At 66.9% G+C, this 16,948-nt stretch carries 7 protein-coding genes; 1 reads left to right on the top strand and 6 read right to left on the bottom strand.

The features are described from left to right. The 6 genes from VNK82_00665 to VNK82_00690 all read right to left on the bottom strand — a co-directional run bounded on the left by VNK82_00665 (window position 1) and on the right by VNK82_00690 (window position 16,086). Window positions 1-852 (bottom strand): penicillin-binding transpeptidase domain-containing protein, encoded by an 852-nt coding sequence (locus tag VNK82_00665; GenBank protein ID HXE89453.1) that lies wholly within the window; start codon window positions 850-852, stop codon window positions 1-3. Then, window positions 849-2,567, bottom strand: coding sequence for a hypothetical protein (locus tag VNK82_00670; protein ID HXE89454.1), 1,719 nt, complete (start codon window positions 2,565-2,567; stop codon window positions 849-851). Before VNK82_00670 ends, VNK82_00665 begins: the two co-directional genes overlap by 4 nt. Continuing rightward, window positions 2,564-9,829 carry a hypothetical protein gene (locus tag VNK82_00675; protein ID HXE89455.1) on the bottom strand — a complete coding sequence of 2,422 codons (7,266 nt, stop codon included), beginning with the start codon at window positions 9,827-9,829 and terminating at the stop codon, window positions 2,564-2,566. Before VNK82_00675 ends, VNK82_00670 begins: the two co-directional genes overlap by 4 nt. Further along, window positions 9,813-12,254, bottom strand: coding sequence for a VIT domain-containing protein (locus VNK82_00680; GenBank protein HXE89456.1), 2,442 nt, complete (start codon window positions 12,252-12,254; stop codon window positions 9,813-9,815). Before VNK82_00680 ends, VNK82_00675 begins: the two co-directional genes overlap by 17 nt. Next, window positions 12,251-14,194: a hypothetical protein gene (locus VNK82_00685; protein HXE89457.1), complete on the bottom strand. Its 1,944-nt coding sequence runs from the start codon at window positions 14,192-14,194 to the stop codon at window positions 12,251-12,253. The genes VNK82_00680 and VNK82_00685 overlap by 4 nt, the downstream gene beginning before the upstream one ends. 302 nt (window positions 14,195-14,496) lie before the next feature. Continuing rightward, entirely contained in the window at window positions 14,497-16,086 is a 1,590-nt protein-coding gene (locus tag VNK82_00690) for a benzoate-CoA ligase family protein (protein HXE89458.1), read from the bottom strand. Window positions 16,087-16,264: 178 nt separating this feature from the next. On the opposite strand from VNK82_00690, the gene VNK82_00695 reads away from it, so the two are divergent. Then, the gene (locus VNK82_00695; GenBank protein HXE89459.1) at window positions 16,265-16,945 is read left to right on the top strand and encodes a TetR/AcrR family transcriptional regulator; all 681 of its coding nucleotides are present in this window, start codon (window positions 16,265-16,267) and stop codon (window positions 16,943-16,945) included. The last annotated feature ends 3 nt before the right edge of the window (window positions 16,946-16,948 follow it).

The raw sequence follows: 16,948 nt of genomic DNA on the forward strand, positions 1-16,948 counted from the left end.
TCACTCTTTGGCGATGACGCGCAGCATTTCCCCGGCTGACGATGCGGCCTCCGAACCCGGCGCGCCGTGTCGGCGGACCAGGAGGGCAAACTGCGGAGAGGTTGCAGGATAGAGCACAACCACGAATCCGTCGCCGGGCGCACCTGGCGTGTGCGTGCAGGGCGCGGTACCGGTCTTCACCAGCGCAGCGCGCCCGGGTACGGCACGGCCAACGGCGCCGCCGGTACCCACTTCTCCGGAGAGCATCATGCCGTGGAGTATCTCTTGCGTTCCGGGGTCATCGGTACGGGTGGCCAGTTGAATGTAGGCGCGCGCCACGGCCGCCGGCGGAGCGCGCCAGCGTCCTCCGAGGCCCAATCGCTCATCGGCCGTGGCATCCGTGGGCAGCGGCGAAAGTCCGTAGCGCTCCAAGACCGGCGAGACGTCCGCAGGGTGCACTTCTTCGGCCAGCCTATGGAAGTATGCGTTGCAGGAGTGGGCGATCGCAGCGGCGAGCCCCAAGCGCCCGTGGCCGCGGGGAAGCCAGCAACCGGTGCGCGCGCCATGGCACACGTGCTGGGGATAGCGGAAGGAGTGTGCTTCCCCCCACGCCAGCGCCGTGAAGGGCTTGAGCAGTGAACCCAGGGGCAGGGGCTGGCCGGCCTCTTCCCAGCGCTCGGCGACGACCTCGCCATTGCGCGTATCCAGCAGCAGAAACGAAAGATCCTCATCTGCGAACTGCTGCTCGAGCGCTCGCGCAACCGACTGCACGTAGAGATCAGGATGGGCAGTCCCGGCGGCGGCTCGACGCAACGGCCATTCCAGAGCGAGCAGCACGCTCGCGCACACCACGCACCGGAGCAGTCCATTCATGGGCGCAGACGATACCGGACGGATTCCCTGACGGCGGCAGCAGAACGCCGCCGCACGACGGTGGCGGACTCCACGCGCGCCAGCGCCTGGCTGAGACTGGCGATGTTTTCGGAGAAGAAGCGCGGCGGGCGTGACTCAGCGTCGCCGCTCTCGGCGTGAATGGCGGGGTAATCCATCCAACGCATCATGCGGGCGAAGTTTTCGTTTTCGCGGCCATGGCGGAAACCCGCAGCGTAGACAGCATCCGTGGGCGCGGACGCGGTCGAAGCTCTTCGCAACACAGACACCAGCATCTCGGGGGAATCCGAGACCAGCAGCAGCCGGCCGCTCGCCGCCACCGCCAAACGCGTCAGCCCGTCGAGGGCATGATAGCTTTCGCCGCCGTCGCGGCGCTCCACCCAAGCCGCACCGAGATGCGACGTCGTCCACAGGCCTTCGACCGTTTCGCGCAGAGCGTCACGAGCCGCCTCAGCCTTCCACTCCGACTCGCCGAGCAAGACGATGACGGAGCGATTGCCCACAAACCCTGAGTCTTTTTCGACAACGCTGGACTGGACTGACAAGAGCGCCCGCAATTGAACGGAATCGAGCATTCGGCGCAGGGCCTGGGGCGAGAACGCTCCGCCGGCCGTCGCCGGCGGCGCTTCGTCAATGCGCGTCTCCAAGTCGCTCTCGCTCCCGCTCACGCCCTCACCCAGGGTCACCGCCGGCGCCTCCTTCGACGCAGGTCCGGAGCCGGTGCGCGGCGCAAGCACCTTGCGCTCCAGCAGCTCTAGCGCCTGTTCCGTACTGGGCGACGCCCAAGCGCGGTAAAGACCGGCGTCCTCCGGAGCCAGGCGCAGCACTTCGGCCAGCGCCGTCGTCTCGCCGGCGGGCGCTCCGGGCTCTCCAGGATTCCGCGGTATCAGGACACGCTCTTCGTGATACTCCTCCGGCGAGCGGTGCAGATCGCTGACGCCGGCAGCGAATTCGCGAATCTCGCTGATGTTCTGCTGGATCCAGTAAGAACGGAAGTGCGGACTCCTGGCCAGCGTTTCCAGGTTCATGACCAGCCGCAAGTCGCCACGATCGCCGGCCAAGCCGACCGCGCGCTCATACCATGCTTCGCGCGCCGCTGAGGATCCGGACAGGCCGGCCATGCGCTGCAGCGCGCCTGTCAGCAGGTCCTCACGCGTGGCCAGCAGCAGGTGGTCGTCGGCGGCCGCGAAAGCGACCACGCGGCGGGATTCCGGATCGGCACGCACGAAGTATTCAAAGTCCGCAACTTTGCGCGGCTCGAAGTCCGCGCGCTTTCGCCACAGCACGCTTTCGAACGCGCGCGCGGCCGGCATGCGCGTGATGTACAGAAACTCCAGTTTGCCGATGTCATAGATGGCCACCGCCGATTCGCTTCCGGCGACCGACTGCACCAGAGCCATGTCCGGCGCAAGGCCGGCCGCGGAACCGAATTCTCCCACAGCCTCTTTCAGCCGCAGGAACAGGCGCGAACGTGAAAACACCTTGTAATTGTCGCCGGCCAGCCACAGTTCTTTTTCTTTCGATTGATTCCAGTCAGCCAGGACCGCGGAGAAGTCCCGGGCTTCGAGCACCAGCAGTGCACCCGGAGGCATGGAATCGGCCAGCGGGCGCTCGGCAGGCGTTGTCTGGTAGAGCGCGGCCGCAGCCACCACCAAGGCCAGAAGCGAGAGCACGGCATAGGACCTCGAAGTCGTCATGGCCGCCCTCCCTTTCCTGCCGCGTAAGCCGCCGCTGCCAGCCGCGGTCGCACCAGGTTTTCCTGTTCGAGGTTGGGGCTGATCTTGGGCTGACGGCGCTGATTCGCGGCCTGCCGGCGCAGCTCGGCGTTCAGCCGCTCGAGGCTTGCCCGCAGCGGTCGCCGCGCTGCATCGTCGGCCTGCAGATAGAGTGCGATGCGCACGAACCGTCGTGCTGCGCGGTGCTGTCCCTGAGCTTCCAGCGCCACCGCGAGATGGTGTGCCAAGTCGGCACGGGCCCCGTCCTCCAACCCCAAGCCGGCCAACCATCGGCCCGCTTCATAGCGCTCCTGGGAGTACTCAGTGGCGAACTCTTCGTCGCCAAGGGATGAAATCGGACGAGGCTCTTCTTCGGCTGCCCGGCCCTCGGAGGAATCCGCCTCCATCCCGTAGCCGGTGTCGGCTTCGCGGCCGAGGTTCGCCGCCTCCCGATAGGGCTCGAGCGCGACCAGCAACAGCCGGTGCCGGCCCGCCTCAACGGCGGCGCGGGCGAGCGCCAAGCGTGCGGCATGGGAGTCCGGGCGGATTGCCAGCGCATCCTCGAGCGGCTTGATTCTTGAGGATGGTGAGCTCATCAGAGTTCCCGCTTGCAACAGGCGGTCGAACCAGCCGAAAAACACGCCGGAATCAGGCGTGATTTTCTTGGCCAATTCAGTCAATTCCGTTGCCCCGGCATCCAGAGGACCTCCGTCGGCTCGCTCCCAGGCCCTTGCCGCTGCCACGCGTGTGCCGTAGGGCAACGATGGTTTCTGGACGACCGAGGCAAGCAACTTGAACGCTGGATCCCTCTGCCCACTGGCGGCGAGCAACGATTCGGCCTGCCGCGAACGCGCCTCGGCGTCCCACGGCACGGCACGAACACGCTGGCTGCGGAACTCGGCTGCTTCGGCGTGGCGGCCGAACCTGGCGAGCAAAGCCGCCGCCGGCTCCAGGTTCTCAAAGGGCGCACCGCCTATCAGCGTCATGCGACGCAAAAGCTCGAGGGCACCCGGCGTATCGCCCTGCTCCAGCCGAATCTCAGCCAAGCCGAGAAAATTCGAAGCCTCCAGGCTGTAGTTCTCCAGTTCGCGCGAGTATGCGAACTCCAAAACCTGGCGAGCTGTCGCCGCCTGGCCGTCGGAGCGCAGCGCGAGCGCGGCGTTGCGGAGCGCTTCCAGCGGAGGCGCTTCATCCGGCTGGCTGCGGTAGCGCGCGAACAGATCGGCGAGCTTCCCCCCCAGCGCCGCCACGCGAATCTCGACAGGAGCCAGTTCGTAGAGCAGGGCGGCTCGCCCCGCTTTCGAAATGGACTCCAGAACATGATGGGCCGCCTGCGGCTGGCCTTGGCGCGCGAGCTGGGCCGCAAGCCGCAGCCGGGCGCGATTCAGGCTCTCGATGGCGTATTCCCGAGAAGGCCCATGCGCCTCTTCCAGTTCCTTCTCGGCCAATTCCACCGTGCGGCGATAGATGGCCTCGCGTCCCGTCTCGGGGATCCAGCGAGCATTCCTGATGTCGTTCAGGAAACCGCTGGAGCTGGGAGCAACGCGGGAAAGTTCCAGAACCCATGCGGTGCCAGCCGCCGGATCGCCGGCCGCCGCCAAGGCTCCGCGCAGCAGGGGATCGGCACGGTACGAGCCGTTCCTGCGTACGTAGTTGTGCAACAACTGGTTGGCTTCACCGCGCAGCGCAGGGAGGAGCTTCTTGCGTCCCAGTTCCTCGAACGTGGCCTCAACATCCGGCCAGAAGCTCTCCGAGTAGCCGCTGGTGTTCTGCTGATGGTCGAACGCGACCAGCGCGGCACGCAGGCGCTCGAGCGCCTCGGCATCGCGGTCCTGCTGCCAGAGGATGCGTGCCGCCTCCAGGTGCGCCTCCCCGCGGCGGGGGCTCAACTCCAGCGCGTGATCGTAGTCCGCGAGCGCGCGCTCCCACTGACGCGTATCGCGGTAAAAACCAGCCAGCGTGAAATATGCGTCCGTGTTCGCCGGAGTGCCTTCGAGCATGGCCGGCAGATAGTCTTCGGTGTCCGCCGCCTTCATGCCCCACTGATACTCGCCGTAGCGAGAGCCGTAGTAAAACCACAGGTCGCCGGCGAGCGTCTGGTTGCGATCTACAGGGCGGCCGACGCGCTCGCCGATGGCGCCGCCTCCCAAAGCGGCGAGGAAGGATTCGCGCACGCGCGGCGCCTTCTCGTCCCGATAGAGTCCGGCGAGCCCCGTGTAGGCGCGCGTCCAGACCTGCGGGAGACCGCCGCCACGGGCGGCGATCACGTCCAGCGCCAACGCGTTCGGCGCACGGCGCACGGCGAAATCGGCCACCGAGTCGCGGAACCATGGCGGCCGTTCCGTCATCGCGGCTAACGTCACCAGGCGCTGCGGGTCGCGTTCCAGCAGGAACTCGTAATAGCGCTCCTGGCGCGGCCCTCCGTACCAGGTCTCGTAGCGCGCGCGCAGCACGCGGAATTCGGCATCCGCATTGCCGGCGTCGCGCCAGGCGTCGGCCGCCTGATCCAGGATTCCCCCTTTGCCTTCGTTGTGCGGAAAGACGCGCTCGTATGCCTCCAGTTGCGCCGCCAACTCGCTGAAGTGGAAGCGCCTGCGCTGCAGTTGCACCAGGCGACCGTAGTGCACCTGCGATTCAGGACTGCCGGGCGAAGACATCATCAGCTCATGACGCCACCGGGCTTCCAGATCGGGCAGGACGGCGTCCTGGGCGAGCGGTACCAGGACGCGCTCCAGGTCATCGCGTGATGCCGCAGCCTTCTGCGCCTCCAGGAACGCCGCGAAGGCAGCCCGCTCCTCTGGAGCGTAGTAGCGGTCGAGGGTCTGCCCGAGCTGCCGAAGGACTGCCTGGTAGGACGAGGCTGTGTTTTCCGCGCCACCGGCCTGACGCGCCTCGGCGAGGCGCTTCCACAGCGCTTCATGCTGGCGCAGCCGGATCATCACGCGGGCGTACGTTTGCGCGCCTGAGAGGTAGTCGTTGTCGCGCAGCAGGTCCTTGCCGGCCAGCTCGACGCCGCGTTCGGCGAACGCGCGCGCCTCTGCGGGCAGGTTCCAGGCGTCCAACTGCTCCGCCGTTTCGAAAAAAGTCTGCGGGCGTTCCGGCCTTCCCTCGATCAGCGCCTTGCGCAACGCCTCGACCGCCGGCTGGATTTCGCTCCTGCGGGCGTGCAGTTCGGCGACTTTCCGCATCCATTGCGCATCCTGGTACGTGAGGTCGTAGAGCTTGCGGTAATCGACAAGCGCTTCGTCGAAGCGCATGAGCCGCTCTTCCATCTGCGCCCGCGCCAGGTAGAGGTCGGAACGATCCGGGCGGATGCGCGTGGCCCGGGTGTAGGCCTCGATGGCCGCGGGGAAATCCTCGAATTGCGCTTCGAGGCGCGCCGTCACCGTGGGCCAGCGGAAATCGCGCGGCGAATCGCGCTCCGCCCTGCGGTAATAATCGAGGAGTTGCTGCTTGCGATCGTGCTCCTGTGCGTAGCGCGCGGCTTCCGCGGCGAGTCCCGCGTCTTCCGGATAGCGGTTGAGGATCTCGATGTACTGGTCGACCGCGAACGCGTAGTTTTTCAGGCGGGTGAGCGCCAGGATCAGCCCACGCCGCAGGGCGGCGATCCGGGCCGTGCGTTCCGCCGGCGCCAGAGGGGCACTCCGCATGGCCTCGATGGTGGCGACGTAGAAGTCGCGCAATCCGGCATCATCCCCGGCGCGCGCGAACGTATCGGCCACGGCGGTCAGGTACTCGGACTGGAAGGGATCGTCGCGCAACAGCGGTTCGAGCAGCTTTCGGGCGTGTGCGAACTGGCCGGCCTCGGTCGCCTTGCGCGCGGCTTCGAACTGGAATTGCCGGCGAAGCGCGGGATGCGACGCGGCTGCGGCCTGTTCGAGGATTTGGAGCGCGCGCTGCGCGTCCTGGTTGCGCCAGTGAAAGTCCACGGTGGCGCGCACCACTCCGAGCACCCTGGGGTTGTCCGCGTACAGCGACTCGATCTCGCGGCGCGCAGCCTCCACGTCTCGCCGCGATTCGCGGAAGCGCGCCAGCGCCAGGCGCAGCCGCAGGCGCTCGACCGGGTCTCCGGTGAGCGCGATGCGGCGCTCCAGGGAACGGGCACGCACGGCGTGGAAATCCTGGCGCTCCGCCAGTCCCTCGATGCGCTCCAGCATCTCGATCGATGCCGTGGTCTCCACCAGAGCCTGCAGCATCTTCTCGATGTCAATGCGGCGGTCCTGGGTCTCCAGCACCGCAACCCGCAGATTGAGTGCTTCCTGGGATGGATCCGGGAGAGCCACGGCGCGAGCGGTCACCTCATCCGCCAGTTGCCGGAAAGCGGGACGACGCGCCAGGGCCAACAAGCGATGCCACGCGGGCGAGTAGGGGTCGGCCAGCGCGCCTTGCAGGTATTGCTGCAGCGCTCGGCGGTAGTCGCGCTTGTTTTCGTACACTGCGCCGGCTTCATAGGCATAGAGCGCCGGACGGCCGAGCTTCCTGCGGCCCTCTTCCATCATCCGTAGCGCCTCATCGAACTGGTAGTAATCCCAGAACACGGTGGCGGCTTCCAGATAGCCCTCGGGTTTGCCGGGCGCGACGTGCGCCATGCGTTCCCACCAGGGCCGGGCGCGTGCCAACTGGTCGCGGTCGGCATAGACGTCACCCACGCGCGCCAGCGCCTCGCGATCGCGCGGATCGAAGCGAACGATCCTCTCTTCAATGCTTGCCGCCGCCTCGGTGTGCGCCGGCTCGTAGGCCGCCAGCGAGCGATGAATCGCGGCGGCTCGCCGGCTGAGATCCAGATCGCCGGGATGTTCATCCGCCAGCGCACCCAGCAAGGGCGCCGCCGCTTCAAAGTGCGACTGCCACGCCGCCGCCTCGCCCAGGAAGCGCGCCGCGGCGGGATTCTGCCGCGCCAGTTCCGGCCAGCGAGCGCCGCTGGTGGTCGAGGCATAGGCAAGTGCCGCAGCCAGCTCGCTCTCCATCTTCCTGTACGCCACCAGGTCTTCGAAGAAGCGGGCGCGCAGGTCGTCGCTGTAGAACCAGAACTCGCGGATGAGCTGCTGCCAGGCGGCGTGGTCGTAGGTGTCCTTCGAGTGGTAGGCGGAGAGCAGGTTGCGGACGAACGCCAGGCTGTATGGGAAGCGCTGGTGCGCGTACTGGTTGACGCGCAGGTAGAGCTGCGGTCCGAGGCCGGCGCCTGCCACCACATCGCGGAAGTAGGCCTCCAGTTCGCTGCCCGTAAAGACCTGGGCAACCTCCTGCGTGAGCTTCTCAAAATCCGCCTGCCGCTTGCTGCGCAGGTACCAGCGGGCCAGCTTGTGATGCCAGGAGCGGTCCGGGAACTGCTGCATGGCGCGCCGGTAGGTCTGCTCGACGTCGGCTCCGAATCGGTTGGCTTCCAGGAACGCGGCCAAGCGCTCGTAGAGGCCGGGGTCGTCGGGATTGCGGTCGATCTCCCGCCGATAGAGCGTCAGCACGCGCCGGGTTTCCTTGCGCGAGAGCAGGCGCGCGATGTAACGTTCCAGCACGCGGGCGTACTCCGGAGAGCGGGGCCCTGCGGTTCCGCCTTCTCGCGGCTGCTCTCCGCCTTCGTCACTTTCCTCGGAGGTCCGAACCAGCGCCGTCGCGTTTTCGCCCAGGGGCACGTTGCCGGCCTTGGCCGCCAGTTCCGCCAGCAAGGCATCGTAGGTGGCGAACTCCTCCTGCACCCGGTCCGAGCGCGAATAGGCCTCCGCGAGGAGCAAGGAAACGCGCGTCCGCTCCGCCGCGTCCGGCAAATCCGCGAGAAAGCGCCGGGCTGCGGCGATCACCGCGTCCGCATCGCCGTATTGCGCATAGGCCTCGATCAGCCGCGCGCGCAACGGCGCCCGCTCCGCCGACTGCGGGAAGCGCGACTCGAAAAGCGCCATCAGTTCAGCCGCCCGGGCGCGATGGAAGTAAGCAACGGAAAGCCGCTCCTGTTCGGCGTAGCGATACTCGGGCTCGGTGGAATTCAGAATCAGCGACAGGATGCCGTTCAGGAACCCGGGAGCGGGATCCATGGTGGCCACATCCTTGTAGAACGAGAGGTCGCCGGCGCCGAAGCGCACGGGATGCTCGGGCGCGTCGAACAGCACGCGCAGGATCCCGGCCAGGGCCGTCTCGCGGTCGGCATCGGCCGCCGCAGGCAGACTGTAAAGCGCATAGTAGTGCCGGGCAGCCTCGTCGTAGTCGAGCACGCCCTCGAACAGGCGCGCCATCACCCAGAGTTGCTGCGCGGTCCAGGACGCGTTGCGCGATTCCTTGCGCAGCCGGTACTCCACCAGGGCCCGCCGCGCCGCCGCCAGGTTCCCCTGCTGCTGGTAGTAATAAAAGAGGCGGGTAGCCGCGTTGAGATCGTCGGGATCGGCGGCGACCCCTGACCGCGCCCGGTCGAGAAATGTCCTCAAGTTGCGCGTCTTGGTCAGCAGGCTGAAATAGTTTTGCACGAGTTCGGGCGGCCACAGCGGCTGATACGAACTCTCATAGACGGCGAGCGCCTCCGCCTCCGCTCCGCGGGCATGAGCGAGTGCGGCACGCGCCCGCACGGGAAAGGTTGTGTCGTCGGGGAAGGCCTTGCGGTAGGCCTCGATCTGCGCCGCAGCCGCTGTGAAGTCCTTCTGCGCTACCAGAAAGTCGAAGAACCGCCGGTACACCTGGGCCTCGCGCGGATAGCGAGCCATCCAGGCACGGTATTGCGCCACGCTGTCTTCCGCCGGCATGGCCTGCTCCTCGATAACCGCGAACATGCGCTCGAAGGCACGCCACGAACGTTGCCGCTCCGGCGGTACGAGGCGCTCGGACGCCGGCGACGGCTGGGCAGCGACGGTCGCCAGTGCCGCGATCTCATCGCGCGGCTTGAGCCGCCGGCGATAAAAATCGGCCAGCGCCAGATATCCGGCAGCCTTGTCTGCCGATGCCTGCGCGCTCTGCTTCCAGTCGGCCTCGGCGGCGTCGAGGTCGAGCTGTTGTTCGGCTTCGCGGGCGCGCAGCGCCAGGAGTTCGGGATCGTTCGGCCGCGCCGCCAGCAATCGGGTCAGCCCTTCGCGCGTCTCGCGAGGCGTGCGTCGCACGTTGACCGGCCCGGAAGGCAGGGGCACCGAGCGAAAGAAGACGGCGCGCAGCGCGCTGGCCGAGTCAATCTCCTGCACCCAGCGTGCGAGGTCGGCGTGCGCAACGGCAGCCAGCGTTGCCGCCAGCAGCAGCCCGAGACGCCAGCGCGCTCTACGGCAGCACTTCAAGCGGCACCTCCTGGCTGCCGATGTTGTGGGCCATATCTTCCGCAATCACGCGCAACGTGTACCTGCCGGCAGGCAGCTCCCGCGGCACTATCAGCTCGCCCGTGTTCGCACCGGCGTTTTCGTTCCATCGCAGTTGGACGGGCGCGGCGCCATACAGCCGGGCCACAATGGTGCGTGTCGAGGCGGAGGCGCTCACCCGCAGGGCCACACTCTCTCCGCGCCGTACCTGACTCTTCGCCAGGCGGACCCGTACCACGGGCGGCTGGCTGGCGATCACAAAGCTCTTCGACTCGCGGTAGACCTGTCCCCGACGGTCGCGCAGCACCAGGCGCACCTGATACGTACCGTCCGCCAAATCCTTGGGCGCGAGGAAGCGGGTCTGCCAGGTGTCCTCGCGCGGCAGGTAGCGCAGCGGTTTCACCAGGCCGAAGGGGAACATCGCGATCACAGACACGATGGATGGATCGGTCTTGACGCGCAGTACGGGGTCACCGGGCCGAATGACGCGCGGACGAAGGAGCGCACGGGGCGCCGCCAGAAACGACGTGTAAGGCGTAACGAATTTGTACCTGCGCGCCAGGCGGATGATCTCGTCCACCGTATCGCGATCCTCGCCTTCGCGCTCGATTTTTTCCAGCAGCGCGTCCACGCGCCGCCGCGCCCACAATCGTGGCAGGTGTGGGTGCTCTACGTTACGCTCTGGCAAAGCGGCGGTCGTGCGCATCTCGAACGGCACGCCATCCCGTGTGCCCCGCACGCCAAAGTCCGCTTTCGCCATCGGGCGGCGGTATTGCCCGATCCAGGCGGCCACGGAGCCCGCGTACGGCGCCTCGTCCAGCGGATAGATCAGGTCGAAGTTGGATTCGGGAGCGGCCGAGAGTTGCAAGCCGGCCACCGGGCTGCGTCCGATCTTGGAGAGGAACGCCTGCAGCTTGAACTCGATGGGCTCGGTGGAACGAGCCCATTCCAGCACGCCGTTGTGCCGGGCCAGAAGGCGGAGCAACGGCAGGTTGGCGTCGTCCCCGACAGCGAAGACGAACGTCCGCGGACGCTGGGCTTCCGGCAGTTCCTTCCACTTCATTTCGTAGCCGGCAGCCAGCCGCGCGTTCAGGATGGAACCCCGAGTTGCGCCGCCGTCCGTGAACAGCACCAGGTAGCAGTCGGTCGCGCAGGTTGGAGTGCCTGCAGGTCGGGCGGCCGAACCGGCCCGCTGGCCCGAAATCTCGCCGAGCGCTGCCTTGACCACCCGCTCCATGTCGGTCCCACCGCGGATGTAGCCGGACTTCACGAAGGCCAGCGCCGCCTCCACCTGTGCCGGCTCCGCGGCTACGAACCCGGCAGCCCAGGGCGTCACTTCGGTGTTGAACACCAGCAGGTTGAAGCGGTCGGCCGGACGCAGGCCGCGCAGCAGCGCTTCCAGCGCCTGATAGCTGCGATCCAGCTTCTCCCATTGCATGGAAAGCGACGTGTCGAAGAGTGCCAGCACCGTGCGCGGCCTCCCGGAAGCGTCGGCTGCGCCTGTGCTCCCGGTGCCCAGCACGGCCGAGGCCTCAAAGAATCCCGGCTCGTTGCCCGCAGGCTCGGGTGCGGTCACGGTCGGCGGCGGCGTACCCGGCACAGGCTCGCGGTAGGTCAGCACTTCCAGGCGATCGGTCTTCGCGGAATCCAGCGCGTAGCGCACGGCAAAATCTTCCTGGAACGTGACCTTGCGGCCCTCGAATCTTCCTCGCACCAGGTGGGGAGTGCGTTCTTTCACTTCGAGCGGATAGGTCGTGCCCACCAGTTGGAAATCGCGCAAGGCATGTGCCGAGCGCAGCTCGAAGTCGATGCGCAGCCGGCCGGCCACCTGCGCCCGATATGCATCCGGTCGCAGAGGAATGGCAAAGTACGACTCCAGGTTCTCGACCGGAATGGTCTCGTGGTACTCAAGCTCCATGCGTTTGGTACCGTGGGCGGGGATGGGAACGATGCGCGCGCTGAATACGGCCGTGCGCCGCGCCTCGTCCGCGCCGCGCTCACCCACCTGCAGCAGGCCGGGATCGATGGACTGCCACTTCAGGTTCTCGTAGATCTCGCCCGCCCGCTTGCGCTCCAGGATGACCCCCGGGATGCGCGTAACGCCGTCCCACACGGCGAAGTCGGAGACGGTCGCCCGCGCCGGCAGTGCGAACAGATACTCGCCCTCGAGGATCGAGCCTTCATGGTTGGCGAAGATCTGCCGTACTTCCACCCGGGCCACGCCGTTGTCGATGAGGACTTTGATCTCCATCTCCTCCAATGAGAGGATGGAAGGATCGGGCGCCGGCTTGTTGGAGGGGATCAGCACGCCCGCATCCGCTCGAGAGAGGACCGGCACCGCCAACGCCAGGGCTAGCGCCACCCGTGGGACGGCCCGGACCGCGAGCGAGCTCGACAGGCACTTCATCGCAGCACGTCGTCTTCCCGCACACGCACCAGACCGTTGTCGGTGCCGATATAGAGATAACCGTTGCGCGCGGCGAGCGCCGTCACATTCACGGAAGGCAGGCCGCTCGTCACCGCAACCCAGCGCTCGCGGCTCTGGTCATACACCAGCAGGCCGCGGTCGAGTGTTCCCGCGTACGCGCGTGCCGCGGTCACCAGCATGGCGTTGGGATTGACCTCGAAGTCGGGCTTCGGGTCGGCGAACGTGTGCCAGTGTCCCGACCCATCCAAACGGAGGACGCCGGAACCGTAGGTGCCCACCAGCCATTCGTCGCCCAAAGAGACGATAGCCGTGATCCAGTTGTGCCGCAGGCCGGAATTGGCGGTAGTAAAACTGGCGCGCACCAGGCCGTTCTCCACCACCGACAGCCCTCCCAGTGTGCCCACCAGGAGCCTGCCGCCTTCGGCCGCCAGGGCGTAGGCGTGGTTGTTCACCAGACCATGGAAGGCATACAAGCTCCGAGCGCCGGCACCGTCGAGGAAAGTCACGCCGGCTGGCGTAGCCACAGCCATGCCGCCCGGATACAGCGCTACGTCGGTGACGTGGTCCGCAATCAATCCTTCCGCACGCCCCAAGACCTGGCGCTGACGACCGTCGGCATCGAACAGCGCCAAGCCGTTGGCGGTGGCAACGGCGATCAGGTTCCGCTCCGCGTCCGGCACGATCCGATTGACGCAGAAGACGCGCTCGTTCTCCACGTGGCTCGCGTGCCGGCCGCTGGCGTCCAGGATGTCCAGCCCGCGGTCGAAATAGCCCACCCACAGACGCCCCTGTGGGTCGAAGGAGAGCGCGGCGATGTTGCGGTCGGCGAGGAGCGCCGCTTCGCGCCCCAACCGGCGCTGCCATCCGCCGCCCCTGGTCAGCTCGTACAGCCCATCCCCGGCCAGCGCGTGCAACGCATTTTCGAGTTCGAGCAGCCGCACCACTGCGCCCGGCAGCGGCTCTCCAGCCTGGCGGAGTGAGCGCGGCCGTCGCTCACCCAAGGGCACTTCTATTGTGCCCTCCTCGAGCGTTCCCACCACCAGGCGCTCGCCTCGCCCGAGTAGACTCCGGGCAAAAAACCCAGAAGCCAGCCGGCGATAGAACCGCCCCGCGCGGAACTCAGCCACGCCCAGCGGCGTGCCCACGTAGGCCGATCCGTCCCCCAGCGCCAGCGCCGTCACTTGCGGATCGGGCAAACCTTCGGCCTCCGCGAAGCGATCCGCCTGCCCGGCGTGCCAGTGCACCACGCCCTGATCCAGCGTTCCCACCCACAGGCTGGCCTCGTCGCCCGCGAGCGCCGTCACGTTCAGGCCCCCGAGGGTGGGATGAAAGAAAGACAGCGTCTTGCCGTCGTAGACGAGCACACCCTTCGCTGTTCCCAGCAGCAGGCGTCCGGACTCCAACACCAGCACCGACGTCAGCTTCCGATAGGCGGGATCCTCGGGAAGCAACTGGCGGAAGCTCCTGCCGTTGAAGGCGAGCAAACCGGCGCCGGTCGTCGCAAGGAACAGTTCGGGCTCGACGGAATCGATGGCCGCTCCTACCGCGAGGGAAACGATGGGCGCGGGTGGCAGTTCCTGCCCCACACGGTAATGCGCGGCCACCTGACCCGCGGGTCCGTAGGCCAGGAGTCCGGTTGGCCCGGCTATATAAAGGAGAGCGCGATAGGAAGCGGCATCGGTGAACACGGCCGGGGAACTGACCCATTCCACCGCCGGCGCTCCCGACGGCTCCAGGGGAGCCAGCTTGAAGCGAAGGCGCCCTTGTTCGGCCACGTGGGCGGCCGATTCCCGCAAGGCCCGCCTTGCCTGCCACAGGGTCGCGCCCACGGAGAATACGAGTGCGCCCGCCACCACCGGCAGAGAGATGCGCCACAACCTGGCCACGAATCCATCCCCGGAAAGCCAGCGACTATACATCGGCATAGGAGCGAAGGAAAGCCGCTCGTGCTTCATTTGCGACATCGCTCGCTGTGAGCAGATGGATTCATTCCACAGTGCGGGAGTTGCACGATTTGAGGAAAGCGTCAAATTTTGTCCGGAAAAAGGAACAAAGGACTCGGCAGGGCGACCGAAGCACCTTGCGAGGCGCCGGGACGCAGCTCAACGCGCCCCGCAAACCCGCGAACGCAATGGCCAATCGCGAATGGCATTCGGCAAATGCCATTCGCGGACACCCAGTCCTTGACAGGAATCAGCGTTTCCAGCCCTCGCTGCTGCGGTCAATCCCGCCGGGCCTGGCTCTCGTCCCCTGCCGCCATCTTCCTGAGCTTGAATCGTTGGATCTTTCCAGTCGCCGTTTTAGGCAGCTCGGGTAGGAATTCCACCCAGCGGGGACGCTTGTATTCCGCGATGCGGGAAGCCACCCACTCTCTGATTTCGGCAGCCAGCACCTCCCCCGCGGCGAAGCCCGGCCGGAGGGCGACGTAGGCGGCAGGCTTCACCAGGCGGTCCCGGTCCTCCCGGCCGACCACGGCCGCCTCCAGCACGGCAGGGTGCTCGAGCAGCGTGCTCTCGATCTCCACCGGACTCACCCAGATGCCGCCGACCTTGAGCATGTCGTCGGACCGGCCGGCATGCCAGAAATAGCCCTGCGCATCCCGGCGATACTTGTCGCCCGTTCGCAGCCAGTCGCCCTGGATGGTGGCCTTGGTCTTCTCGTGCTGGTTCCAGTAGAAGGCGCAGGTGGAGTCGCCCCGAATCAGCAAGTGGCCCACCTCCCCGTCCGGCAGGTCGCGTCCTTCGTCGTCGACGATCCGCGCCTCGTAACCGGGAATGACCTGGCCGCTCGACCCCGGCCGCGTCGCGCCCGGCCGGTTGGCAATGAACATGTGCAAGGCCTCGGTGGAGCCGATGGCATCCAGGATCTCGACTCCGAAGCGCTCCCGGAAGCGATGATAGAGGGCGGCGGGCAGTCCCTCTCCGGCTGAAACCGCGCACCGGACTGACGAGAGATCAAAGTCCCGATCCTCCCGCCGGTGGGCCAGCAGGATGGCGTAGTTCGTGGGCACAGAGAAGAACAATGTCGGCCGGTGGCGCTCAACGACTTCGTACACATTGGCCGCCGTCGGCGGCCCCGGCCACAGAATGCTGGTTGCTCCTACCGCGAACGGGAAGTACAAGGCGTTCCCCAACCCGTAGGCGAAAAACAGCTTGGCCACGCTGAAACAGCGGTCCTCGGCGACGAGGTTCAGGATCTGCCGCGCGTAGAGTTCGGCGCACACCACCATGTCGTGGTGCAGATGAACGCAGCCTTTCGGCGGACCCGTAGAGCCCGAAGAATAAAGCCAGAACGCCGGCTCGTCCTTGCTGGTGGGTGCGGGGGCACTCTCCGAAGAGTGTGACGACATCAGTGCGCTCAGCGACGGCCGGTCGCCCCGTGCCGGCCCGACCACCACCACGTGCTCCAGGTACCGCAGCCGGTCCCGCGGGATGGCGTCGAGCTGCGGCAACAGGGCCTCGCTCACCATGGCTACGCGCGCTCGGCAATCGTTCAGCAGGTATTCGTAGTCGCGGGGCTTGAGCAGGGTGTTGAGCGGAACCGCCACCGCCCCCATGCGAATCGCCCCGAAGAAGCTGTAGGCGAACTCGGGCGTGTCGAGCAGAAGCAGCGCCACGCGTTCCTCGCGCCGCACGTGCAGCGCCCGCCGCAGGACGTTGGCCACCCGATTCACATTCTCGAAGACCTGCCGGTATGTGACGCGCTCGGAGCCGCACTCGATGGCCACGCGTTCGCCGCGCCCTTCTTCCAGGTTGCGGTCCACGAACCAGGTGGCCACATTGAACGGGTCGGGCAATTCGATGCGCGGCACGGGCAAACAGCGCGCTCCTTTCGGGGCGGTCTATTGTTCCAATGGCATGCGTCGGTTTCAACCGGGAAAACGTCTCCGGCTCCCGGCCATGGCTACGAGGAAGCTTGCGGCCCGGCCCTCGCGCCCCGCGCTTGACGACCGGCCGGACACTGGCATATAAGTAAGTGTTTACTTACTTATGTCCCGCGCCGTCCGTTACTCCGCCCCGGACCGCCGCCGCCAGATCCTGGAGGTGGCCCGCCATCTGTTTGCCCGGCAGGGCTTCCAGGGCACTACTACGCGCGCCATCGCCCGCCGCGCCGGCGTCACCGAAGCGCTGATCTTCCGCCACTTTCCCACCAAGCAGGCGCTCTATTGGGCCTTGCTGGAGCACACGTGCAAGGCGGAGCGCGCCCGCGAGCAGTTGCGGGAGCGCCTGCGCCACATCCGCGACGACCGGGAATTGTTCGCCACCATCGCCGAGGACATCCTGAAGCGCAACACCGGGGACCCGGAGCGCTCCCGGCTCATGCTCTACAGCGCGCTCGAGAACCATCGCCTGGCGGGCCGTTTCTTCCACACGCAATTCGACGGCTTCTACGAAGCCCTGGCAGAACATATCGCCGAGCGGGTGCGTGAAAAGCGCTTCCGCCGCACCGATCCGCGCCTGGCGGCCCGCGGCTTCGTCGGCATGGTGATCTACCACTATCTGGTCCAGGAGTTGTTCGGCGGCAAGCGCTATCGGCGCTTCTCCGACAGTAAAGTGAGCCGCACTCTGGCCGACATCTGGCTGGCGGGCATGGAGCCCCGCAATGGATCCCGTAATGGATCGCGAAATGGAAGCGACGCTTCGCACCGGCGCACATCTAAAAAGGGTTGACAT

It is taken from the genome of Terriglobales bacterium, assembly GCA_035573675.1.
In the GTDB taxonomy this organism is placed as follows: Bacteria; Acidobacteriota; Terriglobia; order Terriglobales; family Acidobacteriaceae; genus DATMAB01.

Coding starts and splice junctions, on each gene's coding strand:
- VNK82_00665 (HXE89453.1), bottom strand. CDS start 852: ATGAATGGACTGCTCCGGTGCGTGGTGTGCGCGAGCGTGCTGCTCGCT.
- VNK82_00670 (HXE89454.1), bottom strand. CDS start 2,567: ATGACGACTTCGAGGTCCTATGCCGTGCTCTCGCTTCTGGCCTTGGTG.
- VNK82_00680 (HXE89456.1), bottom strand. CDS start 12,254: ATGAAGTGCCTGTCGAGCTCGCTCGCGGTCCGGGCCGTCCCACGGGTG.
- VNK82_00685 (HXE89457.1), bottom strand. CDS start 14,194: ATGTATAGTCGCTGGCTTTCCGGGGATGGATTCGTGGCCAGGTTGTGG.
- VNK82_00695 (HXE89459.1), top strand. CDS start 16,265: ATGTCCCGCGCCGTCCGTTACTCCGCCCCGGACCGCCGCCGCCAGATC.